Genomic DNA, 24157 nt, shown 5'->3' on the forward strand with positions numbered 1-24157 from the left:
ATCTTTCGACGTTGAATTTGATAAAATACGGACATATGCCTTTAAAAGTACTTAATTATCTGGCTTTGATCTTTATCTGTATTGTGACAGTTGATGCACAGGAATTGCATTATTCAAACTATCACTTTACACCTTTAAATGTCAATCCCGCCAATGCCGGAGCATTTTCCGGTTCCTATAGAGTGAGTGGAATTTATTCAGACAAACATGCTTCGATTACTCCGCGACCTTTCAGAACATTTACCTTGTCTGCTGATGCACCCATAGTCAGAGGTATACGGAAACAGGACTGGATAGGGATAGGAATTGAAATGGATGTAGTAGGGAAGTCCGGCATTAATTTTGATGCAATGGATATTTCACAGGAGCCTGGGGCAGCAGCTAAAAGCACTCAAAGCTGGACATTTATGAAAATAGGCGCTGCATACCATTTTTCGTTGGACAAAAAACAAACAAATATCATCACCCTTGGGGCACAGTTTATCAATGGCAGCAGGGACTTCAATACACTCAATCAAAGAGACGGTAGAGTAGGCCTGCAAACAAGTTTCAGAGACCTTGATATCATCCATTTTAATAAAGGCACTGCCGGAGGCACCGGTGGAGGAAACAACACCGGCAGAGTTGATTTTTCATCATATAAAGATCTGAGTGTGGGGTTTTTGTACAAAGTAAAACAAAAAGAGAGTGAGTTAAGGTTAGGATTTGCCATGGAAGGACTACTTAATCCCGCTGTAGGATTCAATAGCAGAGGAGCCAATAAAGATTCATTGGAGTCTAAATATTTTGGGCTCAATATCCATGGAAGTTATGAACTTATGTTGAATAAAAAAACTCAGTTAGTCCCTGGATTTTATTATTACAGTCTTGGACCTGCCAACGCTTTGAACATAAATACACAAGCATGGTACAAGATTGATCCGGAAAAGGATTTTCGGGCTGGTGCAGGTTTGGGATTAAGAAATTTAAGAGCTGCAATCATATATTTGGGTGCTGAATTTAAGGATCTGAGAGTAGGTCTGGCTTATGATATTGATATTTCTGCGGCCACTATTGGCTCAAGATCAGTTGGGGGATTTGAACTTTCAGCAAGTTATCTGGGAAAGATTTATAAAAAGCCAAAGCCAAAACCTATCATTATGTGTCCAAGACTTTAAGACAGATGATGATTTGTACATTTTTGAAATTTATGTTTTCACTATCCATAAACCCCGTTAACATTTAACAAATCAAAAGTAAGATGATAACCAGATTATATATATTAGCCATATTTTCCGTCATGACATTGGTGTTAAATGCGCAGCCTGTCACCGCCAGCAAGGTTGATGTAATGATAGAAACAGCCAATAATGCAGCAGAGAACCATGATTATCTCAATGCCATCGAATGGTTTGAGAAAGCATATAAGGAGGACAAAGATCAAAATCATCAGGTTGCTGTAGGTGATATGTACATGCTTTTGCGTGACTATGCCAAGGCTGAAAAAGTGTATGACCGGGTACTCAAAAGAGATAAAAAAGAGGAATTTTTTGATATCAGACTGGATTATGCAAGATCATTAAAATATCAGGGTAAATATAAACAGGCTATGGACGAATTGAATGCATTTGTTTCTATAGCTGAAGATGGTGATTTGAAGAACGAGGCAAAAACAGAACTCAAAGGCATTTTGTTGCTTGAGAAACTTCCTGAAAACATAGAAGCAGCAGTTACATTTGCAGGAGATAATGTGAATTCTCCATCAGGTGAGTCATCACCGGCTATTTATACTGATGGTTCATTATATTTTACGGGGTTGAATGCAAAAACACCTACAGTATTGGATGGTACTGAAGGCGAATACCATGCAAAGATTTATACTACAACTAAAACACCCGATGGTACTTACAGTAAAGCAGTAGCCCTTGAAGAAGCCATCAACAGGATCGATTTTTATAATACCGGGGTTTCATTTTCCGGTGATGGACAAAGATTGTATTTTACAAGAGCCAAATTCAATAACAACAAGATGGAGACATCTCAGATTTACATGTCAAAAAGACAGGGTGACAAATGGAGTGCTCCTTATCCTATTGATGCAGTCAATGACGGTAATCGGTCTTCCCATCCATTTGAAGGAGAATTGTTTGGATCCAAAGTATTATACTTTATTTCAGATATTCCTGGTGGAATCGGTGGGTTTGATATTTATTATTCTCCTATGTCCGGTGAAAACTACGGCAAGTCAGTCAATCTGGGCAATACCATTAACACAAACAAAAATGAAGAGTCTCCATTTTATAAGGACGGTGTACTTTATTTTGCGAGCAATGGACATCCCGGTATGGGTGGTTTGGACAACTTTTATAGTGAATGGGATGGTAGTAAGTGGAGTGAAGTTAAAAATATGGGATACAATTATAACACTTCCTACGATGATTCATTTTTGCGGTTTTCTCAAAGTGGCGCCTCCGGAGTATTGGTTTCCAACAGAACGCACAAGGATAAGAAAAAGATGAAAAATACTGAAACCTGCTGTGATGATATTTATCTAATACAAATCAGGGACATTATTATAGACCTGAAACTTATTGTTAATAATGAAAAAGGCCCACTCGAAGGAGCTGTAGTTGAGCTTTTTGATTCAGGAAGAAAAAACCCGTCAGATAGCAAGACTAATACTTTAGGAGGAGATTTCGGATTTCTTTTGGATGCGGATAAATCATATTTTGCGACGATCACCAGAGAAGGTTACTTTCCTGACTCTGTTAGTTTCAATACAAATGGGATAATAGATGATTATACTGTCAAAAAGACCGTAACACTGAAAGCTAAGCCAGAAGCACCAAAAAGAATCATAAAGAGAAATGAGCCTATTTTACTCAGGAGTATATTTTTTGATCTTGATGATGACAAAATCAGGGCTGATGCTGAGCCGGATCTCGCATATCTCAAATCTTTGCTGGATAAATATCCGGATTTGGTGATAGAGTTATCATCTCATACTGATAGCCGATCGGACAATAATTATAACAAGAACCTCTCACAACGCAGGGCAAACTCTACTAAAAATTGGTTGGTTGAAGAAGGGATTAATCCGGCAAGGATCAAGGCCGTAGGATATGGTGAAACCAAACTTCTGAACAGATGTAAGGATAATGTCAAATGTACTGAAGAGGAACATCAGATGAACAGAAGGTCAGAATTCAAAATAATCGCTGGCCCTCAGACAATAGAAATTGATGAACAATGATTTTTTTATCCTATAATGTTTTTATAATTTAAAAGATTATTTACATTTGTTGCTTGAAATATTTAAATGAAACTCAATTTACATCATCATCACCATCATTATACTTTCCTGATCAGGTAAGCAGATTGTGATTTATGTGTAAATCAAAATATTATTTAACAACTGCCTGCTTGATCATAGCGGGCAGTTGTGTTTTATAGCCTACCCGTTTGTAATCAACAAGCAATTAAAAATTGTAATCATGCTGAAAATAGCAGTACAAAAATCAGGTCGACTATATGATGAGTCCCTGACATTATTAAAATCATGTGGACTATACGTGGACAATGGAATGGATCAGCTAAAAGCAGAAGTTCGAGGATTTCCTGCAGAAGTGTATTTCTTAAGAAATAGTGATATACCTCAGTATCTTGAAGATGGTGTCGTAGACATAGCCATCATCGGAGAAAATGTCTTGTATGAACAAAAAGTAGGGGTAGAAGTCCTGGTCAAACTTGGTTTTTCAAAATGCAGGCTCTCTATCGCCGTACCTAAAAACATGCATTATGATGGGATTTCTTCGCTTCAGGGTAAAAAGATAGCAACGTCCTATCCAAACAGTGTTCAAAAATTTTTGGGTGAAGCAGGAGTTTTGGCTGAAATTCATATTATATCGGGTTCTGTGGAAATTGCACCCAACATTGGTCTGGCAGATGCGATTTGTGATCTTGTGAGTAGTGGCAGTACCTTATTTAAAAACGGGCTGGAAGAAAAAGAGATCATATTAAAATCTGAATCCTGCCTTGCGGCCAATGTAGCTTCACTTAAAACTAAAATGGATATCATCTATGACCTGGTCTTCCGTATCGAATCAGTATTAAAAGCAAGGGATAACAGATATATTCTCTTTAATATACCGAATGAAAAAATAGCCCAAGCAAGTGCCATACTTCCCGTTTTGAAAAGCCCTACTGTCTTACCATTGCTCGATGAAGGTTGGAGTTCCTTGCACTCTGTTATTAATGTAAAAGACTTTTGGGACGTCATCAAAAATCTTAAAGAAATCGGAGCTCAGGGAATTTTGGTAGTACCCGTTGAAAATATGGTGGTATAAGTAATATGCTTTGATTCAAACTTAGTTTTAGATATATTAAATAGTTATAAAATGCTTGCAATAATAAATAATCCGGAAAGAAATCAATTTAAAAAGCTATCCAAGAGGCCTGAAATTGACAACGTGTCATTAAGTACCGGTATACAAACCATCTTCAATGAGGTCAAAAGGAATGGAGATAGTGCCATACTAAACTATACAGAAAAATTTGATGGTGTAAAACTTGATAAAATCGTGGTAAAAATCGGCCATCCTGATGAGATTTCAGGTATCGACCTATCATTGAAATCATCTATACAGGTGGCATATCAAAACATTTATAACTTCCACAAAGCTCAGGCTGGTAAGGACATTCAGGTTGAAACTATGCCGGGTATCATTTGTACCCAAAAATCACTGCCCATCAATAGAATAGGTTTGTACATCCCGGGCGGGAGTGCTCCATTGTTTTCAACGGTACTGATGCTTGCTGTACCTGCCCGGATAGCAGGATGTAAGGAAGTCATATTGTGTACACCGCCGGACAAAACCGGCAATATTCATCCGGCCATTATCTACACAGCCGCGTTGTGTGGTATTAATGAAGTAATAGTTGCCGGTGGGTCTCAGGCTATTGCAGGTTTGACATTCGGCACAGAATCGATCCATTCCGTTGATAAAATATTTGGGCCGGGCAATCAATATGTCACAGCTGCAAAACAGATGGCTCAGCAGTACGGCGTTGCTATTGATATGCCTGCAGGACCAAGTGAGGTATTAATTTATGCTGACCACACCTGCAATCCGCAATTTGTGGCTTCAGATTTACTGGCACAGGCCGAACATGGCTCAGACAGTCAGGTGATATTGGTGTCTGAATATATAGAAATCATTGATGCCGTCAATCATGCTTTGGGACAACAAATAAAAAATCTTCCCAGACAGCATTTTGCAAAAGAAGCACTGAGTCACAGTAAAGCTATATTGATGAGTTCTGTAGATGATTCATTTGAATTCATAAACCATTACGCTCCTGAACATTTAATCATAGCTTCTGAGTCTTTTGAACAATATGTTGATAAGATTACCAATGCCGGATCTGTTTTTTTGGGCAATTATTGTCCTGAAAGTGCGGGAGATTATGCTTCAGGTACCAACCATACCTTGCCAACGAATGGATGGGCCCGATCATATAGCGGAGTCAACCTGGATTCATTTTTGAAAAAAATTACCTTTCAGAGCATCTCGCAGGAAGGCTTGCAAAGACTCGGTCCCGATATATTAAATATGGCTGAAGCCGAGCAGTTACAAGGTCATGCCAATTCTGTAAAAATCAGATTAGAAAACCTTCAAAAATAAAACGATTCCTAAATTTAATAGCGCGATCAAATAATGAAAGATATATTCAAAAATCTGGTTAGAAAAAATGTCCTTGCACTGGCACCTTACAGTTCAGCCAGAGATGAGTTTACTGAAGTGGCGGATGTCTATATTGATGCTAACGAAAATCCTTACAATTGGGATTATAACAGATATCCGGATCCTTATCAGCAAACTTTAAAAAATGCTATCAGTGAATGGAAAAATGTACCGGCGGAAAATCTCTTCCTTGGGAATGGATCTGATGAAATTATAGATTTGCTGATAAGGGGTTTTTGTGAGCCCCAGATAGACCAAATTCTCACATTCAATCCATCATATGGCATGTATAATGTTTCTGCGGATATCAATCATGTGGCAGTAAGGACTTTTCCTCTTGATGAAAATTTTGAGTTTGATAGGGATGAATTCATCAGGAAGATAGAGCCCAATGACAAATTGATCTTCATTTGCTCACCTAATAATCCGAGTGGAAATACATATTCAAATGAAGACATTATCAGCATCTGTAATCGATTTTCCGGTTTAGTAGTGGTAGATGAAGCCTATATAGATTTTGCAGATACCCGAAGTATGGTTAGCTATATCAGGCAAATTCCCAACCTTGTGGTGATGCAGACTTTGTCTAAAGCGATGGGAGCTGCAGGTATTCGTTTGGGTATCGGTTTTATGGATATTGAGCTCGTGACTATCCTTAACAAGATCAAACCGCCGTACAATATCAATGAAGCTTCTCAGAAGATAGCGCTTTCCATAGTGAAAAACAGAAAGGAGAAAATGGCACAGGTTTCCGAAATATTGAATGAACGAGCAAAAGTCACTGATCAGATAAGTCATTACAAATTTGTCAAAAAAGTATTTCCGACCGAAGCAAATTTTGTACTCGTCAGAGTAGATGATGCAGATCATTTGTATCGATATTTGTTATCTAAAGGAATCGTCGCCCGTAATAGAAATAAACAATTCAGGTGCGAAGGCTGCATTCGATTTACGATAGGAACGCCATCAGAAAATCAAGTGCTTATGAATGCTTTGAATGAATACCAAAATCAAAATTGAGGATGAAAAAAATATTATTTATAGACAGAGATGGTGTGATCATCAAAGAACCTGATGATTATCAAATAGACTCCATCGACAAATTGGAGTTTTTACCGGGATTATTTAAGTATCTGGGAGAAATAGCATCAAAGCTGGACTATATTTTTGTGATGGTCACCAACCAGGATGGCTTAGGCACAGATAGTTTTCCTGAAAAAGACTTTTGGCCTGTTCAGGAGTTGATTATCAGGAGTCTTGCTAGTGAAGGTATCACTTTTGAGCAGGTATGCATAGACAGGAGTCTTCCTCATGAAAACAGTCCCTACAGAAAGCCCGGAACTGCTATGCTTACAAAATATATGACAGGACAGTATGATCTGGAAAATTCTTATGTCATCGGTGACAGAGCAACAGATATTATGTTGGCCAAAAACCTTGGATCAAAGAGTATTTTACTGAAAAATGACCTTCATCATGTGGAGCTAACTTCTATTGTACCAACATTTATTACAAAGTCCTGGAATGATATATACAAAACCCTGATTACATCAGACAGGAAGGCAAGATTGAAAAGAATGACATCTGAAACCGGTATCGAAGGCATGATCAATTTGGATGGAAATGGAATGAGTGAAATAAAAACGGGTCTTCCTTTTTTTGATCATATGCTTGATCAGATAGCCAAACACGCACAAATTGATCTCTTTCTTACTTGTAAAGGAGATCTGCATATAGACGAGCACCATACTATAGAAGATTCGGCTATTGTGCTTGGAAAACTCTTTTAGAAGCATTGGGTAAAAAAGCCGGAATTCAAAGGTATGGTTTTGCCTTGCCTATGGATGAAGCTCAAGCCCAGGTTTTATTGGATTTTGGGGGCAGACCATGGATGGTTTGGGACGTAACATTTAGCAGAGAGAAAATAGGTGATGTGCCTACTGAGATGTTTTATCATTTTTTTAAGTCATTTTCAGATAATGCCTTGTGCAATCTCAATATTAAAGCTGAAGGAAGTAATGAACATCATATTATTGAATCGGTTTTTAAAGCATTTGCAAAGGCTATATTAATGGCAAAAACCAGAAATTCATCAGCAATGGATATTCCAAGTACTAAAGGTAGTTTATAACGGCTGTCTACAAGCCAAACCAAAACCTAAACACAGATTATGACAGTACTAATAGATTATGGAGCAGGAAATACCAAATCAGTGATGAATGCCTTGGATCGGATCGGAGCACCATATATACTATCATCAGATAAGGAAATCATTGATCATTCTTCAAGATTGATTCTTCCGGGTGTTGGGCATGCGGCGGCTGCTATGGAACAACTGAAGTCCCGTAACTTGATTAGCACCTTAAGAAATTATCGTAAGCCATTTCTGGGCATATGTCTCGGAATGCAGCTGATGTTTGACCATTCAGAAGAGGGGGCAACACCTTGCCTGGGTTTGATACCCGGAATAGTAAAGAAATTTATTTCTGATTCTGTAAACAAAGTACCGCACATGGGATGGAATGATTTTACAAATGACAAAGGGCATTATATATTTGATGGAACTGATGGAGCAAATGAAGCTGCTTATTTTGTACACAGTTATTATGTCTCCCTGTCTGAGTATACTATTTCATCCTGCAACTATATCATACCATTTTCAGCAGCAGTGTCTTTTGAAAACTTCACGGGTATACAATTTCATCCCGAGAAGTCAGGAGCTGCCGGACAAAACATTTTATACAATTTTACAAATTTAGCTGAGAACAATGCAAACTAAAATTTATCCTGCGATTGACATCATCGATGGTCAGTGTGTCAGACTGACCAAAGGAGATTATGATACAGTAAAGGTGTACGATAGCGACCCGCTGGAAGTGGCAAAACAGTTTGAAGATGCTGGTGCCAAATACCTGCACGTAGTCGATCTGGATGCAGCCAAAAATCCCGAAAATAATAACAGGAAGCTCATATCAAGAATCATTCAAGGCACCGACTTATTGATACAAACCGGTGGTGGCATCAGACAGGAAGTAGACGTAGCTGAGTTACTTGATTTGGGAGCTGACAGATTGATCATAGGCAGTGTAGCGGTGACCAAAAGAGATGAAGTGTATCATTGGATTTCAAAATTCGGTGGTCACAGAATAGTGATAGGCGCTGATGTAAAAGATGAAATGATTGCTACTCATGGTTGGTTGAAGGTATCTGATGAAAAAATATCAGATTTTATGGCAAGCTATAAGCAGCATGGGGGAACTACTTTTTTATGTACGGATATCTCAAAAGACGGCATGTTGGCAGGTAGTTCGATCGAACTTTACAGTAAATTGATGCTACAATTTCCTGGTGTTAATCTATTAGCTTCCGGTGGTGTGACAAGTTTGGACGAGGTAGAAAAACTAAAAAAAATGGGCATGGAAGGCATTATTATTGGCAAAGCTATTTATGAACAAAAGATCAAAGTGTCAGACCTGTTTAAATGCTGAAAAAATGCTGAAGAAACGTATTATACCGTGTCTCGACATCAAGGACGGAAGAACTGTCAAAGGGACAAACTTTGTCAATCTGCGTGACGCAGGTGATCCTGTAGCACTTGCAGAGAGATATAATCAGGAAGGTGCCGATGAACTCGTATTTCTGGATATTAGTGCTTCACTGGAAAACCGGCAAACTCTTGTCAATCTGGTAAGTGAAGTGGGAAAAGCCATCAATATACCCTTTGCAGTAGGTGGTGGCATCAATGATCTGCATATCGCGTACAAACTCCTGCAAAATGGGGCTGATAAAATCAGTGTCAATTCTGCGGGGCTAAAGAATCCAGCACTGATCACTGAGATTGCCATGGCCTTTGGAGAGCAATGCCTTATTGTGGCTATAGATGCACGCTATTTGGACGGTAAGTGGATAGTACACAGTCACGGTGGCACCAGGCCTAATGAAAGGTTACTGTTTGAGTGGGCACGTGAGGTGCAGGAACTCGGTGCCGGAGAGATACTTTTTACTTCCATGGATCATGACGGGACAAAAAATGGCTTTGCAATAGAAGCACTAAAAAAGATGAATCAAATGCTCCATATTCCCATCGTTGCATCAGGCGGAGCCGGCACTATACAACATTTTGTAGATGTTTTTGAGCAAACAGATGTAAGTGCTGCATTGGCAGCAAGTGTATTTCATTTTCAGGAGATAGAAATTGTTACACTCAAAGATCAATTAAGTAAATCAGGTATTCCGGTCAGAAGGAGTATGTAAAAAACACAAATATGATGATAGATATCAATAAAATAGATTTTAATAAAGGACATGGCCTTGTGCCGGTCATTGCGCAGGATGTTGATACTCAAAAGGTACTCATGATGGGCTATGCCAATGAAGAAGCTATAGAAGTTTCACAAAAATCCGGGAAACTGACTTTTTTCAGCAGGTCAAAAAACAGGATTTGGACCAAAGGGGAAGAAAGCGGACATTTTCTGGAGATCATTTCTATGGCATTGGACTGTGATGAAGATACCATACTGGCCAAAGTACGCCCTAAAGGTCCGGTATGTCATACGGGCACCGATACCTGCTGGGCAGAATCCAACCAGCATTCAGAGATACATTTCATTGAAAAACTTGAAAGGGTGATTGAAGATAGGAAAAAACGATTCAACGCTGAAAATTCCTATGTAGCCAGCCTGTTTACCAAAGGAATCAACAAGATTGCCCAGAAAGTAGGAGAGGAGGCCGTAGAGCTGATCATCGAGTCCAAGGATGACAACGAAGCACTTTTCCTGGGAGAAGCAGCGGATTTGTTATTTCATTATCTGATCTTGCTGCAAGCTAAGGGGTATAAAATCGATGATGTTTTGAAGGTTTTGAAGGAGCGGCATAAGTGATTTGAATCATGTGACACAATAAGTCTTTGCTATAAATATCTACAATGAGTTCATTGATGAAGCCTAATCGGAAGGCAGACCTGATGAGGGACAAAAAGAACTTAATATCAATTGGACAAGTAATTGAGATACGCCCTTAAAATTTCATTATGAGTAGTATGTCTGTTATGAATTATTTGGGTCAGAATGTTTGGCGAATGCAATCTCAATTTCCAGATTAAATAAATAATTGAGTTTGGTTTAAGTGAGCAGGTGAACTAAATGAGACGATTTTTTTAAGCCAGCTTAATAATATATTGATTTTAAGGCAAAAAAAAAATTAAACACTCATATTTAGGGTATGCAAAAAAAAAGCCTTCCCCGATACAATCAGGAAAGGCTTTGTTTTTATTTTTATCGCAGTCTGTGCGAGAAAAATCTATTAATTATTGCTGAACTGTAGTGTCAACTGTAGCAGCTGTAGTATCAACAGCAGCTTCAACTGGAGCAACTTCTTCAACTGGAGCAGCTTCAGCAGCAGGTGCTTCAGCAGCGTTTTTACAAGAAGCTAAAGCTAACACAACAAATAGACCGAGGATAAATGACTTTTTCATGAATAATTGATTTAAATTTAAATTTTAAAAAGATTTCGTCACAATGATATGACTAAATTTCCATATGTAAAAAGTGATTTGAATATCATTAACAAACATTCGGTAAAACTTTGCTATAATACCTAAATTTCATGTCAAATCCTTGTTTAAACCAATTTTTTATACATAAACATGTGGTCGATCCCGACTTCTTGAAAGATAGGACCTTTCGTCGCATATCCGGCTTTTTTATAAAAATTAATGGCAGTATCTCTGGCATGAAGCTCTATTTTTTTATAGCCTTTAGCGACAGAATAGGATTCACAATACGCCACAAGAAAGCTGCCAACTCCTTTTGACTGATATTGTGTATCTACAGCAACCTGTCTCATTTTGACCGTGTCATGGTTTATGGGTTTTAATATGAGGCACCCAACAAGTGCTGCGGTATGTTTTTCATAGCACCCGATATGAAAGGAGTCAAATTCAGTTGCCAAATCTTCCGGTAGAAATTCAAGTCCTAAGGGTTTTCTTAGTACGTCATACCTTAGCTTTATTGACTCATCATATTCAGGAGTGGCAAAATCAAAAGATGTACAAAAAAAATCTTGATTTGAATTATTGTGTAACATAAAAAACTTTGATCAGAATTAATTCAAAATAGTGGTAAAGCTATAAATAATAATATATTTGCCAAAAATAATAAAGTGAAAAGAAGAAAGTTTATAAAAGATACATCTGTTGTAGCCGGACTTGGTTTTGCTGTAAACGGATTTTCCATCGGCACATCAAGTTTTGCAAAGGATAAAATGCGCCTTGGCTTTATAGGTGTCGGTGCCAGAGGACTTGGCACACTGGAATTGGCTCTCAAAAGGACTGACGTAGAGATACTTGCAATATGCGATATTGACCCAATTACAACCGCTAAAGCTGTAAAAGCCATGGAGAAAGCGGGGAAGAAAAAGCCTCAGTTATACACCGATGGCGACTATGCCTATAAAAAATTGCTGGAACAAAAAGATATTGATGGAGTATTTATATGTACACCCTGGGAATGGCATACACCTATGGCAGTAGATGCTATGCTGGCAGGAAAAGCAGTAGCGTGTGAAGTGGCTGGCGCTATGAGTATTGACGAATGTTGGCAATTGGTTCGTACCTATGAAAAGACCATGACCCCTTTTATGATTTTGGAAAACGTATGCTACAGGAGGGACGTTATGGCAGTGTTAAATATGGCTCGGCAGGGTTTATTTGGTGAGATGATACATCTGGAAGGAGGATATCAGCATGATTTGCGTGAGGTCAAATTTAATGATGGAGTAAACTACTATGGCGGTGGTGTGGAGTTTGGCGAAAAAGGCTATTCAGAAGCTAAATGGCGTACGACTCATTCTGTATATAGAAATGGCGATTTATATCCTACTCATGGTATAGGGCCGGTAGGTAGTATTATCAATAATAACAGGGGAAACAGATTTGAATACCTGACATCTATGGCGTCAAAGGCGAGAGGTCTGAGTGATTTTGTAAAAAATCACCCTAAGGGTGGCATGGACCATCCCAATGCAAAAATAAATTTCCGACTGGGAGATGTGGTCACTACCAATATCATGACTTCCAACGGAGAAACTATCACCTTGTCTCATGATACTAATTTGCCGAGACCTTATTCCTTAGGTTTCAGGGTGCAGGGAACCAAAGGTATCTGGATGGATGTCAATAAATCACTCTACATCGAGGGTAAGAGCCCGTCACACAAGTGGGAATTAGCTGAACCCTATCTTAATGAATATGACCATCCTTTATGGAAAAAATATTCATCTGATGCTTCAGGTGCAGGCCACGGTGGTATGGATTGGTTTGTGATGAATGCTTTTGTTGAAGCTTATAAGCGAAGTGAGCCAATGCCTCTTGATGTTTATGACCATGCAAGTTGGGCAGCTATCACTTGTCTGTCAGAACAATCTATTGCTCAGGGAGGTGAGCCTCAGCCATTCCCGGATTTTACAGATGGTAAATGGATGACAAGAAAACCTATATTTGCACTTGATGATCGGTATTGAGATGTAATTTTAAATAATTTTAAGTTTTTGATCATTTGATTCATTCCAACATGTTTTTAAGCTTATGTTTAAGTTTTATTTTTAGATAATGAAGTTAATGAAAAGGCTTATTTCAAACGAAAAGAGGTAAATTTTGCATTCAGCCGTTGCAGATGGGCAATCCGACTAAAAATTTAGCGAATTTCAGTCAAAAGAAGACATTTTATTACTTAAGGATAAATTTTAAACATACTCTAAACTTAAATATAGTCGGAATTAATTTTTTGGTTTATATTTTTGCCCTGACATGTCCTTAATCAAAATTTCAGCTAAAAATGGGTATTCGTTTAGCTTAAGTTTGTAATCTTCGATTTTTTTACCATTAATTGGGGTGTTTTTGCCAACGATGAATCCTTCTGAGACTAGTTTTCCATTTTTGTCAATTATTGAGACTTTTATTGAGGTGGCAAGTGCTCCCGATATTCCAAAAGCAGATGCTCCAAGAACCGATAAATTGAGAAAACTAACTGCAATGGCATCCACTTTCAATTTCTCACATATAGTGATACAGATTTTTTTATTTTCTTCACTTAGTAATACTTTTGGCAAATTGCCTTTTTTGCAGATGAAGGGCATTTTTTCTTTGTCGGGAATGATGAGATAAGGAAACTCTTTATCTTCAGTTTCCATAGATGAAGCATTGTGTTGCACTTCTCCGAATCCCGGATTCTCATATAATTCATCACCACTTAATACATTGATTTTAAGTTGATTTGAGATGATTAAAGCTAAGCTATCTCTAAAGGCGTTGATGATTTTGGTTTGTTCATCTATCAATAAATTAGCTATTTTATTGGTTTTGGAATTGAACATCCCGGCATCAATCAATGGGAAAATTGGTTGATCAATTTTACCTATCACTACAGGCATAAGTGCTACACTTCTAATTCTTTGACTTTTAGAATAAGGAATACTTGTAAGCACTCTGATCTGATTGCAGGAACTTAATATTACAACAATGAATAATGTAAATATTAGTCTAAAATAAGTTTTCATAATTATTGTTTCATCATGATTAAAATAATACTCTTACATCAGAGCTCCGATAATGGTTGCCGAAAATAGTGAGGCTATCGTACCTCCCAAAAGTGCTTTCATCCCAAACTCTGACAATGTTTGTCTTTGACCGGGTGCCAATGATCCGATACCACCTATTTGAATACCGATACTTGCAAAGTTTGCAAAACCACAAAGCATATATGTAGCCATTATAACAGATTTTTGGTGGACTAAATGTACTGCGTTAGCTGGATTTTTAAGTTCCGCGAGCTGTGCATAAGCTACGAACTCACTGGAAGCTAGTTTAATTCCCAATAGCTGTCCCATTGTCATGATATCCTCACTTGCTACGCCGATTAGCCACATGATTGGTGAAAAGACCATGCCTAGTATGGTCTCAATAGACAACTTCTCGTACATCGTATTGTCCGAAATTACATTGTTCAGATAAGTATATTCTCCGATTTTCCCAAGTCCATAATTGATAATGGCGATAAATGCTATAAATACTAAAAGCATAGCGGCTACGTTGGCTGCAAGTTTGAGGCCTTCTGTAGTTCCATTGGCTATGGCATCGAGCACGTTGGAACCTATATTTTCATAAGAGACATTGACGTCTGTGTTGATTGGTTCAGTTTGTGGATATAAAATTTTGGATATAAAGATGGCTCCGGGAGCTGCCATTACAGATGCTGCCAGTAGATGTTTTGCAAATTCCAATCTGAGCAATGGATCATCACCCCCCAAAAAACTAATATAAGCTGCCATGACAGCTCCGGCAACAGTGGCCATGCCGCCTATCATCACAAGTAGCATTTCTGATTTGTTCATTTTTTCAAGGTATGCTTTGATCATCAAAGGAGCTTCTGTCTGACCAAGGAAAATATTACCTGTAACGGATAAACTTTCGGCCCCGGAAATGTGCAATAATTTTGTAAATACCATAGCAAATGCTTTTACAACAAACTGTATGACACCCAGATAGAATAGTAAGGATGTTAATGCTGAGAAAAATACAATCGTGGGCAATACCTGGAACATAAATATAAAACCAAAATTTTCTGCATTCATCATTCCTCCCAACAAAAATGTGCTTCCTGCTTTGGTAAAATCAAGGATCAAAACAAATATTCCACCTATAAATTCGAAGATAGACTTGATAAATGGTACTTTTAAAACCCCTAAGGCCAATATCAGTTGCGCTCCTAAACCTATGCTCACGGTTTTCCAGTTGATCGCTTTTCGATTACTGCTGAATAAGTACCCTATACCGATAAGAACCATCATCCCTAAGAGTCCTCTGCCCATGTTGATCATTAATTCCATTATTTTCTGCGTGTTTTTTGTGACTTGATTTTAAAATGTGAATTGAAATCCGTTAATTTGTCGGAAAAATAGAATTAATATTCCAATCACAGAAGTTTATGAGCTTAAAAAATACTAATACCTTTATAATCGGAATATCAGGTGGCAGCGGATCAGGTAAAACATCTTTTATAAAAGACTTAAAAGGTAGTTTTGATGACACTGAAGTTTGTTTTTTATGTCAGGATGATTACTACAGACCCAGAGAAATGCAAAAAGAAGACGAAAACGGAATTAAAAATTTTGATCTTCCGGAGTCAATGGACCTTGATGAGTTTTATTTTGACCTTGTGAAACTTTCAAATGGGTTGCCGGTAGAGAGGGATGAATACACTTTTAATAATGAAATTAAAAATCCGGGTAAACTACACATAAAACCTGCTCCCATCATTGTGGTAGAAGGCCTGTTTGTGTTTCATGAACCGAAAATATTTTCGAGTATGGATCTGAAAATCCTTATCCATGCTACTGATATTCAGAAAATTATAAGAAGAATCAAAAGGGATAGGGTAGAGCGCAATTACCCACTTGAAGATGTACTTTACAGGTACGAACACCATGTTTTGCCTTCATTTGAGACATTTATTTTCCCTTTCTTCAACAAAGTAGACATTGTAATCAATAATAACAGAACATATGATCTTGGCCGTGATATGCTGATTTCATTCCTAAAATTAAAATTACAACATTTTAAAGTCGAAGCTCCCATCTTAGTTTGATTCGGATTAGTTTTATATGTACATAGAGTACCATTTCTCAAAATATACTCAAACCAGTACTTTTGAAGGTGCTCACTTCATTTGTAAAAAGTCGCTGTAACTTCTGAATACATTACCAAAAACCCGTGTTTGGACTGAATAAAAATCAGTAGAGTCCACCAATACATATAGTCTGTTTTGAAAGCGTATTTCCCCGGGGCTATTTGTCAGACCAAATTGATTTTCCGGATCATCATATTTATAAAATGCATAATGATTTTTTGTGCCGTCTTTTTTTGCCAATTCTATAGCACAGGATGGCAGAGATTGTAGGACTCTTTCTTTTTCCGGAGATTGATTCATCAATTTTTCTGCTCCTAATGATTCAAACTGACTCAGATAGGACTTCATGAAGTTTTTATTGGTAATATGCCCTTCAGCATGCCGATGCATCAAAGGTGTGAGCATAAGGTCCGTTTTGTTTTCAATCAGAAATGAATGTACATTATCCTTTGGGTAGATGACTTTCAGGGATTTTATTTTTTCCAAAGGCGTTTGGAATATAAACTTGTCTCTGTAGTTATCAAGAGGTTGCTCAAACCGTGATCTAAGTCCACCTGATAACCCAGGGAGATGCATGGCAAAGGCTTGTTTGGAACCGCCCAAAACCATAAATGTACCATCCCCGTCTTGTAAATCAGAACCGATATGTATAATTTTCTCCGGAGTCTTCCCATTGTCCAGATATACATCTACCTGGATTCCGTTTTCTTTGACACTTTTCAGAATTGTGGGTATCGAATTGTGAGGCGGAACATATAGCAACCTGACTCCGGTTAAAACTTTTTCGATGTGCACCATTATACCAGGGTCAGCAGGATATTTGCCGTTGATGAGCCACATGCCCCCAGCTCGTGTGAAAACAATAGGTTGTAATTTTACGTGTTTTACTACAATTTTGGAGACATCGGTAATGTTTTTGACTGCAATTCCTCTATCAGCCGTTACAAGTTGTGATGCCTCCCTTTGGTGCTGAAAATAGAGAAATGATGCTACTCCGCTCAGCCCTATCAATACTAAAAGAAGAATCAAATTTTGATTATTCAATTTTTTCACGATGCAAATTTTCGTTTGCGGAAATACTGATATAAAAATCCCATCAAAGCTATCAGTACCACAGGAACTACCACATTGATAAGTTGCCATTGTAGTTTCTCCTGTTTTGTTTTGACGGTATCCAGTAACCTGAGCTTGATTTCTTTGGATCTTGACTCAAGTACACTTTCAGATTCAAGCATGTATTCTACTGCGTTCAGAATAAAATCTTTGTTGCCTTTATAGTATCTTCGTTCCCACTTATTAAATCCTATATCTTCAGTCTCACCCGAGGTGGGATTGACAAGATTTTTGGCAAAATCTGAATCTGAAATGACCAATTGTTTGGCATCTGATGCGCTCTTGTCAATAAATCGTATATTCATTCTGTCAAGGATAGCCTTAAAATCAGGGGTGAGTCTGTTTTTGAAAAACGATTCAAATTCGCCTTCTAACAGTACAGCTACAGGTCTGTGACCATCATTAAATTTTGTTGGATCAGGTGCCGTTTTTAATATTTCAAAAGTAAGTCTGACGGGTGCAAGTTGGGCTCGTGAGTATTTTGAACTGCTTATCAACACTGTTTTTTTGACTTGTCCATCTGTTTTTACAGTATCTATTGTGCCCGGAAAAAACAAATTGACCCTATCAATATTTTTAGTGACAGGATGTGCATTACTCCCTACTGCAGCAAGATGATACGGCCAGGGAAAAAGTTTGGTTTGCGGTTTGTCGCCTGCCATCCCTATCACTTGCGGTATACTGCTGCACTCTATATCCATGATAAGATCGGGCATAAGCCTGACACCGTACTTAAACAAAAGGTTGTCCAATTCTAATTGAGAAGCCTCAGGGACATAAAACTTTTGTTTATTGATACTGTCAAGAGAAACAGGAAACTTATCTATCATCCAGATGATTTTACCACCTCTCATCACGTATTGATCCAGTTTAAATTGGTTTTGAAGTGAAAACGGTAACTTTGGCCCAGCCACTATCACAAGATCAATAGTGGAGTCTATCATCATCATACTGTCGAGACTTATTCTCCCCAACTTATGAAATCTTCTAAGCTCACTTTCTAATCTGAAAGTCTGACTTTGATCCCACTCATCCTGTCCTTGTGTAAAAAGTATGTTTTTTTGTCTGTCTGCCTTCAGTTTTAAAAATGCATCCGCAAATTTATATTCAAGTAAGGCCACTGATTTATTTAGTATGATTTCTTCATTGTCTCCGGGTTTTTGCTCTTCAAGCAGATTTATCACCATCTTTCTGGATTTATAGTTGATGATGGCAAAAGGGAAAACCGGTTTTTGGACTAACTCCGTACCATCAGAATAACTCAGTGATATGGGTACGATATTATCTTCCCTTAGTTGGATACGACGTAGCTCTTTTTCCTTTGGAGTGCCTGCAGTAGGGTCTTCAAATTCATAGATAATGTTGGAATTGACATCCCGAAGTTTGAGCAACATGTCTTTTACAGAAGACTGCAGCCTGCGAAAACCGGCAGGAAACTCCCCTTCGAGCAGGACATTGACGGTGATATTGTCATCCATAGATGCTACAATATCTTTTGTATTTTTACTTATGGTATATCTATTGTCATCCGTAAGGTCGACCTGAAAATTGGCAAATTCCGCTATCACATTAATGATCAATATGATAACAAAAACCAGAACAAAACTTACATAAGGGTTGGATCTTTCCAGCTTCATATCTGTCTATTTTCTGAATTGTATGACCATAATAGTAGCATAAACAAACAAAACGATCACCGAAATGAAATAAACAATGTCTTTTGTCTCTATCAATCCCCTTGAAATGTTGGTATAATGGTAATTCATTCCTAATTTTTGTATCAACAGGTCAAATGACGTGGCAAATACAGGTAAAGCTGAAATATATAGAAATGCCCAATGCACAAAAAAACATAGGAAAGCTCCGAGTATGAACGCTGCAATCTGATTATATGTCAATGCCGAAGCAAACATACCAATGGCTACAAACGCTCCACCCAAAAACAACAATCCTATGTAGGAGCCAAAGATTGCTCCTGAATCCAGATTGCCGGGAGGTGAGCCAAGTTGATATACAGAGTAGTAGTATACAAAAGTGGGCAAAATCGAAAAAAGAACCAATACAAAGTAGGCAAGATATTTTCCGGCTACGATATCGTATATGGTCAATGGTTTTGTAAATAATAATTCGAGGGTACCCTTTGATTTTTCTTCAGAGATAGAGCGCATAGTAATGGCAGGTATTAAAAATAAAAATACAAGCGGAGCTATAGAAAATAGCTGATCCATAGTAGCATAGTTATAATCAAGCACACTTGTATCAGAAAACACCCACATAAAGAGCCCAATCGACAGTAGAAACACACTCATCACCAGATAACCTGTCAATGAGCTGAAAAAAGCATGGATCTCCTTTTTAAAAATACTAAACATCAGCTGTCTCCTTTGTCAGTTTTCTGAAAATATCCTCCATAGAAGCCTTTTCCTGACGCATTTCCAGGATGGTCAAACTTTTACTTACAGCAGTATCAAAAACTGATTTTCGAATATCAGCATTCTTTTCAGCTGTGAAAACCAACATCTTGCGATCTTTTGTGATACTTGACAAACCCTGGATTTGATCAAAAAGCGTCGGTGAAACTTCATTTTCGGCAAATTCTACATGAATCACCTGTCCGAAAGTAAGTGTGGATGACAATTGATGCATTGATTGATCAGCTACTAATAAACCATTATTGATGATGACGACTCTATCACAAAGTGCCTGAACCTCCTGCATGATATGCGATGAAAAAATCACCGTCTTTTCTTTTCCCAGATTTTTTATTAATGACCTGATTTCTACCAGTTGGTTCATATCCAATCCCGATGTAGGCTCATCAAGTATCAGTACAGAAGGATCGTGCATGATTGCCTGAGCCAGACCAACTCGCTGACGATAACCTTTTGACAGTGTGCCTATAATTTTGGTTTGTTCATTGCCCAGTCCGGTCATTTCTATCACTTCATTGATCCGGTTTTGTTTATTGTCAATTTTGTGGATACTTGCTACAAATTGCAAAAACTCCTTCACATACATCTCCTCGTACAGAGGATTGTGCTCAGGTAGATATCCTATCCGTTTGCGCACTGACAGAGGCGAAGTCATGATATCGTACCCATCTACTTCAGCTGTCCCTTCTGACGGTTGGATGTAACAACATATCATTTTCATGGTAGTAGTCTTTCCGGCACCATTAGGTCCTAAAAAGCCAAGAATTTCACCAGGTTTGGCATCAAAAGACAAATCATTTACGGCTTTTTGTGTGCCAAATACTTTAGTAATTCCTGAGACTTTTACTGACATGGGTATTTCTTTTAGGTTATAATTGTTGAGTAGGATGTTTTTAAAACGACGCAAAATTAATAATATTATTTAAACCAAAAGATCAACACATATAATACATTGTTAATGTTTATATATTTCGGATATCAGTGAGAATGTCTTTTGACAAGGAGGAAGTATTGACTATATGAAACTATCAAGTGAAAGTCCGGGAAAGTTTGATGAAAAAAAAAATATCCAAAGTTACGTACCTTACTACAAGAAAAATGTTTCTTTAAACAATTTTAAAATAAATCTAAAAGATATTTGACTTTTAATAATAAATATAGTACTTTTGTTTGTACTATATTTCGCATTAAATTTAATACTATTTTAATGATCACTGCAAACGAACTCAAAATCAAGGGCATTAAAGCCATAGAAGACCAATTAGCCCAAACTCCTGAAGCTGCCATCACTGTACATGGAAAGGTGAAGTATGTGGCAATGACAGTGGAGCAATTCGATAAAATGCGCATGGCAGAGCTCGAAGTGGCTTATATGCTTTGCAAAAAAGATATTGAAGATGGAAATTTTACTATCGAAACAGCAGAAGAACACTTAGAAAGATTGTGGCCTGAAATTCAGAAATAATTATTCTTATGCCAAAAATAATAACAACAAGTTACTATGAAAAAAAACTAAAAATTTTTAGGTCAAAGCATCCCGAGTTAAGAGAAAAATATGGAAAAATCATTCAATTGCTTCAAGCCAATCCCTCACATCCGTCTCTTCGATTGCACAAATTAAAAGGAAATCTATCAGATCTTCATTCAGTATCACTAAATATGAAATACAGGATACTCCTGGACTTTATTATAAAAGATGACCTGGTTATTCTTATAGACATAGGCGATCATGATGAAATGTATTAAGCAGCAAATTAAAAAACTTTATAGAATCGGCATTTCAAGATCACGTTAATGAAAAAATGGAAATATTACCTATTAGTATCCTGATTTATATTTTTCAGAATCAGTCTAAATTCTATTTTGAATAATTACCTACTTTATCAAGGATCATTGTAAAATACATTGATTTTTTATATTTTTGCAGAATATTTTATCAATTTACTTAATATCATGATGGATTATCGGAATAATATTTTGGAAACTATTGGCAATACGCCTATGGTCCGACTCAATAAAGTGGTGGATAAAACCCCTTGTCTGGTTTTAGGGAAAATTGAAACCTTCAATCCCGGGCACTCAACAAAAGACAGAATGGCCCTTAAAATGGTGGAAGATGCTGAGAAGAGTGCAAAAATAAAACCAGGTGGCACCCTCATTGAGTGTACTTCCGGTAATACAGGTATGGGTGTGGCCTTGGCTGCTGCTGTAAAAGGCTACAAATGTATATTTACAACCAGTGACAAACAATCCAAAGAAAAAATTGACATGCTCAAAGCCGTAGGCGCTGATGTCATAGTCTGTCCGACCAATGTAGAACCGGACGATCCGAGGTCATATTATTCAGTCGCTGAACGATTAAGTAAAGAAATTCCAAATTCAGTATGGCTCAATCAATATGATAATCTCTCTAACAGAGAGGCACATTACGAATCTACGGGCCCTGAAATTTGGAATCAAACAGATGGAAAAATCACCCATTTTATTGTTGGGGTTGGTACGGGAGGTACTGTCTCAGGTGTGGCCAAATATCTAAAAGAAAAGAACCCCGAAGTTAAAATATGGGGTATAGATACTTTTGGTTCGGTGTTTAAAAAGTATCACGAGACAGGAATATTTGACAGAAAAGAAATCTATCCTTACATCACCGAAGGCATAGGTGAAGATATATTACCCAAAAATGTTGATTTTTCACTGTTAGATCATTTTGAAAAAGTCACAGATAAGGATGCTGCCCTTGCCGCACGTCGATTGGCCAGAGAGGAAGGTTTATTATTAGGTTACAGTGCCGGCTCGGCTTTAGCTGGTTTGCACCAGATGAAAGATCGATTGAAACCTTCTGATGTGGTAGTGATTTTATTTCATGACCATGGGAGCAGATATATCGGAAAGTTGTACAACGACGATTGGATGCGTGAAAGAGGTTTTATTGACAATGAACTGAAGGTAAAAGATCTGATTCTGTATAAAAAAGACAAAAAATTTATATCCGTAGATGCAGGCGAAACTGTAAAAGCTGTACTGCATACTATGAAAGAGATGGATATCTCGCAGCTTCCTGTCATGCAAAATGACAAAATAGTAGGGTCAGTCACCGAAAGCCACATCCTTGAGTTCATACTTAATAATCCGCTGATGAACAGCGAGAAAAAAGTATCTGAAATTATGGATGCTCCTTTTCCAAAAGTACACTTAGACTTACCTGTACGTGACTTGAGTAAATATATATCAAAAAATACGCCTGCGGTGATCGCAGAAGACCTTTCAGGAGACTTGATTGTGCTGACACAATATGATATAATTCAGGCTTTGTGATACTGTAATGCCAACAGAATAAAAGCCCTGGTTGTTAGATTTCGCCGTTATGGAAAACTTGCTGTAAAAATTATTTTACTTTTATTTTTTTAGTACCAACGAGAGTAAGTAAGCCACTCTTATGTTCTTTTAGTTCGATCGTATATTTGCCAGGAACGGCATAGTTGTACATCAGGTTCTTTTGAGTGACTATAAGTCTCACTCCATCTCCCATTTCCATGACGTATCTTGATGCTTTTTCATCACCGATAAAATCAAAAAAGAAATCCTCCCCTGATTTTACTGAACCTGGAATTTTTACTAATCTGTCAAAATCATTGGCTTTACTTGAAGAATCATCTTCATCTCCTAGAATGATTGCAGCAATTGATGCAGGTGATGAAGGATCATTTTTCGGATTATTATTACCATTTGCTCCATTGACAAAATTGTGACCAAATAGATAGATAGAACCAATTATACCAGTGAGAACAATCATTGTCATCAAAAATGGTTCAAAGTGAGCAGCGAAAAATTGTGATAAATGGAAAGATTTCTTAGATAACTGTACAGGAGTGTAATGATTTACATTCATAAGATCGGATTTGGGTTGAAATAATCAATAAAAAAAATCGGTGGTTCCTTCCGACAATTTTGGGGTGTAAGAAGGAAGTGTAAAGGTAATACTTTTTATTAAATAAAAGATTATATTTCTTTATTATAATAAAAATATTTCATGTATAACCATAAGATTATGAAGTATTAAATGTTTTTAATTTTAAAATATATTGGTTTATTGACATTTATAATATCGAATTATATGTATATGAAAATAAAATATGTGTCAACTTTTTAGCATGGTTTTGGTTTTAACTTTCGAAATAGATCATCATTGAAAAAAATCAATCCTCGG

The 24157-nt window shown here is 37.4% G+C and carries 23 protein-coding genes and 1 pseudogene; 15 read left to right on the forward strand and 9 right to left on the reverse strand.

Annotated features, from left to right (window positions below; translation table 11 throughout):
- Window positions 1-35 precede the first annotated feature (35 nt).
- The 10 genes and pseudogenes from IPK35_10290 to IPK35_10335 all read left to right on the forward strand — a co-directional run bounded on the left by IPK35_10290 (window position 36) and on the right by IPK35_10335 (window position 10603).
- Window positions 36-1157: a PorP/SprF family type IX secretion system membrane protein gene (locus IPK35_10290; GenBank protein ID MBK8053636.1), complete on the forward strand. Its 1122-nt coding sequence runs from the start codon at window positions 36-38 to the stop codon at window positions 1155-1157.
- An 83-nt stretch (window positions 1158-1240) separates the two neighbouring features.
- On the forward strand, window positions 1241-3232 hold the full coding sequence (locus IPK35_10295; GenBank protein MBK8053637.1) for an OmpA family protein: 1992 nt from the start codon (window positions 1241-1243) through the stop codon (window positions 3230-3232).
- Between the two features lie 241 nt (window positions 3233-3473).
- Window positions 3474-4325 carry an ATP phosphoribosyltransferase gene (locus IPK35_10300; protein MBK8053638.1) on the forward strand — a complete coding sequence of 284 codons (852 nt, stop codon included), beginning with the start codon at window positions 3474-3476 and terminating at the stop codon, window positions 4323-4325.
- Between the two features lie 51 nt (window positions 4326-4376).
- Window positions 4377-5663 (forward strand): histidinol dehydrogenase, encoded by a 1287-nt coding sequence (hisD, locus tag IPK35_10305; GenBank protein MBK8053639.1) that lies wholly within the window; start codon window positions 4377-4379, stop codon window positions 5661-5663.
- A 33-nt stretch (window positions 5664-5696) separates the two neighbouring features.
- The gene (gene hisC, locus IPK35_10310) at window positions 5697-6743 is read left to right on the forward strand and encodes a histidinol-phosphate transaminase (protein MBK8053640.1); all 1047 of its coding nucleotides are present in this window, start codon (window positions 5697-5699) and stop codon (window positions 6741-6743) included.
- A gap of 2 nt (window positions 6744-6745) precedes the next feature.
- Window positions 6746-7854: pseudogene (gene hisB / locus IPK35_10315) on the forward strand (bifunctional histidinol-phosphatase/imidazoleglycerol-phosphate dehydratase HisB).
- Between the two features lie 39 nt (window positions 7855-7893).
- Window positions 7894-8502, forward strand: a complete 609-nt coding sequence (gene hisH, locus IPK35_10320; GenBank protein ID MBK8053641.1) for an imidazole glycerol phosphate synthase subunit HisH — start codon at window positions 7894-7896, stop codon at window positions 8500-8502.
- Window positions 8492-9211 (forward strand): 1-(5-phosphoribosyl)-5-[(5-phosphoribosylamino)methylideneamino]imidazole-4-carboxamide isomerase, encoded by a 720-nt coding sequence (hisA, locus tag IPK35_10325; GenBank protein MBK8053642.1) that lies wholly within the window; start codon window positions 8492-8494, stop codon window positions 9209-9211. Before hisH ends, hisA begins: the two co-directional genes overlap by 11 nt.
- A gap of 4 nt (window positions 9212-9215) precedes the next feature.
- Complete coding sequence (hisF, locus tag IPK35_10330; GenBank protein MBK8053643.1) at window positions 9216-9977, forward strand: imidazole glycerol phosphate synthase subunit HisF; 762 nt, start codon at window positions 9216-9218, stop codon at window positions 9975-9977.
- A 14-nt stretch (window positions 9978-9991) separates the two neighbouring features.
- Window positions 9992-10603, forward strand: a complete 612-nt coding sequence (locus IPK35_10335) for a bifunctional phosphoribosyl-AMP cyclohydrolase/phosphoribosyl-ATP diphosphatase HisIE (GenBank protein MBK8053644.1) — start codon at window positions 9992-9994, stop codon at window positions 10601-10603.
- Between the two features lie 425 nt (window positions 10604-11028).
- On the opposite strand, the gene IPK35_10340 is transcribed toward IPK35_10335, so the two are convergent.
- Entirely contained in the window at window positions 11029-11196 is a 168-nt protein-coding gene (locus tag IPK35_10340) for a hypothetical protein (GenBank protein ID MBK8053645.1), read from the reverse strand.
- A gap of 146 nt (window positions 11197-11342) precedes the next feature.
- A complete protein-coding gene (locus IPK35_10345; protein MBK8053646.1) occupies window positions 11343-11807 on the reverse strand; it encodes a GNAT family N-acetyltransferase in 465 nt (154 codons plus the stop codon).
- Window positions 11808-11882: 75 nt separating this feature from the next.
- Here IPK35_10345 and IPK35_10350 point away from each other — a divergent pair, with 75 nt between their 5' ends.
- Window positions 11883-13241, forward strand: coding sequence for a Gfo/Idh/MocA family oxidoreductase (locus IPK35_10350; GenBank protein ID MBK8053647.1), 1359 nt, complete (start codon window positions 11883-11885; stop codon window positions 13239-13241).
- Between the two features lie 255 nt (window positions 13242-13496).
- On the opposite strand, the gene IPK35_10355 is transcribed toward IPK35_10350, so the two are convergent.
- Together IPK35_10355 and IPK35_10360 are read right to left on the reverse strand one after the other, a co-directional pair.
- Entirely contained in the window at window positions 13497-14276 is a 780-nt protein-coding gene (locus tag IPK35_10355; GenBank protein MBK8053648.1) for a hypothetical protein, read from the reverse strand.
- Window positions 14277-14309: 33 nt separating this feature from the next.
- Complete coding sequence (locus IPK35_10360; protein MBK8053649.1) at window positions 14310-15605, reverse strand: Na+ dependent nucleoside transporter; 1296 nt, start codon at window positions 15603-15605, stop codon at window positions 14310-14312.
- Between the two features lie 98 nt (window positions 15606-15703).
- Between IPK35_10360 and IPK35_10365 the strand changes: the two genes are divergently transcribed.
- Window positions 15704-16363, forward strand: a complete 660-nt coding sequence (locus tag IPK35_10365; protein ID MBK8053650.1) for a uridine kinase — start codon at window positions 15704-15706, stop codon at window positions 16361-16363.
- A 72-nt stretch (window positions 16364-16435) separates the two neighbouring features.
- On the opposite strand, the gene IPK35_10370 is transcribed toward IPK35_10365, so the two are convergent.
- From IPK35_10370 to gldA, 4 genes are read right to left on the reverse strand one after another with little or no spacing between them, the layout of a single operon-like run.
- A complete protein-coding gene (locus IPK35_10370; protein MBK8053651.1) occupies window positions 16436-17434 on the reverse strand; it encodes a hypothetical protein in 999 nt (332 codons plus the stop codon).
- A gap of 20 nt (window positions 17435-17454) precedes the next feature.
- Window positions 17455-19155 carry a gliding motility-associated ABC transporter substrate-binding protein GldG gene (gene gldG, locus IPK35_10375; protein ID MBK8053652.1) on the reverse strand — a complete coding sequence of 567 codons (1701 nt, stop codon included), beginning with the start codon at window positions 19153-19155 and terminating at the stop codon, window positions 17455-17457.
- Window positions 19156-19161: 6 nt separating this feature from the next.
- Window positions 19162-19890 (reverse strand): gliding motility-associated ABC transporter permease subunit GldF, encoded by a 729-nt coding sequence (gldF, locus tag IPK35_10380; protein MBK8053653.1) that lies wholly within the window; start codon window positions 19888-19890, stop codon window positions 19162-19164.
- A complete protein-coding gene (gldA, locus tag IPK35_10385; protein ID MBK8053654.1) occupies window positions 19883-20803 on the reverse strand; it encodes a gliding motility-associated ABC transporter ATP-binding subunit GldA in 921 nt (306 codons plus the stop codon). The genes gldF and gldA overlap by 8 nt, the downstream gene beginning before the upstream one ends.
- A 354-nt stretch (window positions 20804-21157) precedes the next feature.
- On the opposite strand from gldA, the gene IPK35_10390 reads away from it, so the two are divergent.
- The 3 genes from IPK35_10390 to IPK35_10400 all read left to right on the forward strand — a co-directional run bounded on the left by IPK35_10390 (window position 21158) and on the right by IPK35_10400 (window position 23265).
- Entirely contained in the window at window positions 21158-21415 is a 258-nt protein-coding gene (locus IPK35_10390; GenBank protein ID MBK8053655.1) for a hypothetical protein, read from the forward strand.
- Window positions 21416-21423: 8 nt separating this feature from the next.
- Window positions 21424-21696: a type II toxin-antitoxin system RelE/ParE family toxin gene (locus IPK35_10395; GenBank protein MBK8053656.1), complete on the forward strand. Its 273-nt coding sequence runs from the start codon at window positions 21424-21426 to the stop codon at window positions 21694-21696.
- A gap of 210 nt (window positions 21697-21906) precedes the next feature.
- On the forward strand, window positions 21907-23265 hold the full coding sequence (locus IPK35_10400) for a pyridoxal-phosphate dependent enzyme (GenBank protein MBK8053657.1): 1359 nt from the start codon (window positions 21907-21909) through the stop codon (window positions 23263-23265).
- A 70-nt stretch (window positions 23266-23335) separates the two neighbouring features.
- On the opposite strand, the gene IPK35_10405 is transcribed toward IPK35_10400, so the two are convergent.
- A complete protein-coding gene (locus IPK35_10405) occupies window positions 23336-23839 on the reverse strand; it encodes a hypothetical protein (GenBank protein MBK8053658.1) in 504 nt (167 codons plus the stop codon).
- Window positions 23840-24157: the final 318 nt, after the last annotated feature.

The sequence above is a fragment of the Saprospiraceae bacterium genome (assembly GCA_016713025.1).
In the GTDB taxonomy this organism is placed as follows: domain Bacteria; phylum Bacteroidota; class Bacteroidia; order Chitinophagales; family Saprospiraceae; genus OLB9.

Coding starts and splice junctions, on each gene's coding strand:
- gldF (MBK8053653.1), bottom strand. CDS start 19,890: ATGTTTAGTATTTTTAAAAAGGAGATCCATGCTTTTTTCAGCTCATTG.
- IPK35_10395 (MBK8053656.1), top strand. CDS start 21,424: ATGCCAAAAATAATAACAACAAGTTACTATGAAAAAAAACTAAAAATT.
- IPK35_10345 (MBK8053646.1), bottom strand. CDS start 11,807: ATGTTACACAATAATTCAAATCAAGATTTTTTTTGTACATCTTTTGAT.
- gldA (MBK8053654.1), bottom strand. CDS start 20,803: ATGTCAGTAAAAGTCTCAGGAATTACTAAAGTATTTGGCACACAAAAA.
- IPK35_10355 (MBK8053648.1), bottom strand. CDS start 14,276: ATGAAAACTTATTTTAGACTAATATTTACATTATTCATTGTTGTAATA.
- IPK35_10340 (MBK8053645.1), bottom strand. CDS start 11,196: ATGAAAAAGTCATTTATCCTCGGTCTATTTGTTGTGTTAGCTTTAGCT.
- hisA (MBK8053642.1), top strand. CDS start 8,492: ATGCAAACTAAAATTTATCCTGCGATTGACATCATCGATGGTCAGTGT.
- IPK35_10295 (MBK8053637.1), top strand. CDS start 1,241: ATGATAACCAGATTATATATATTAGCCATATTTTCCGTCATGACATTG.
- IPK35_10335 (MBK8053644.1), top strand. CDS start 9,992: ATGATAGATATCAATAAAATAGATTTTAATAAAGGACATGGCCTTGTG.
- IPK35_10360 (MBK8053649.1), bottom strand. CDS start 15,605: ATGGAATTAATGATCAACATGGGCAGAGGACTCTTAGGGATGATGGTT.
- IPK35_10365 (MBK8053650.1), top strand. CDS start 15,704: ATGAGCTTAAAAAATACTAATACCTTTATAATCGGAATATCAGGTGGC.
- hisD (MBK8053639.1), top strand. CDS start 4,377: ATGCTTGCAATAATAAATAATCCGGAAAGAAATCAATTTAAAAAGCTA.
- hisC (MBK8053640.1), top strand. CDS start 5,697: ATGAAAGATATATTCAAAAATCTGGTTAGAAAAAATGTCCTTGCACTG.
- gldG (MBK8053652.1), bottom strand. CDS start 19,155: ATGAAGCTGGAAAGATCCAACCCTTATGTAAGTTTTGTTCTGGTTTTT.
- hisF (MBK8053643.1), top strand. CDS start 9,216: ATGCTGAAGAAACGTATTATACCGTGTCTCGACATCAAGGACGGAAGA.
- IPK35_10290 (MBK8053636.1), top strand. CDS start 36: ATGCCTTTAAAAGTACTTAATTATCTGGCTTTGATCTTTATCTGTATT.
- IPK35_10390 (MBK8053655.1), top strand. CDS start 21,158: ATGATCACTGCAAACGAACTCAAAATCAAGGGCATTAAAGCCATAGAA.
- IPK35_10300 (MBK8053638.1), top strand. CDS start 3,474: ATGCTGAAAATAGCAGTACAAAAATCAGGTCGACTATATGATGAGTCC.
- IPK35_10400 (MBK8053657.1), top strand. CDS start 21,907: ATGGATTATCGGAATAATATTTTGGAAACTATTGGCAATACGCCTATG.
- IPK35_10405 (MBK8053658.1), bottom strand. CDS start 23,839: ATGAATGTAAATCATTACACTCCTGTACAGTTATCTAAGAAATCTTTC.
- hisH (MBK8053641.1), top strand. CDS start 7,894: ATGACAGTACTAATAGATTATGGAGCAGGAAATACCAAATCAGTGATG.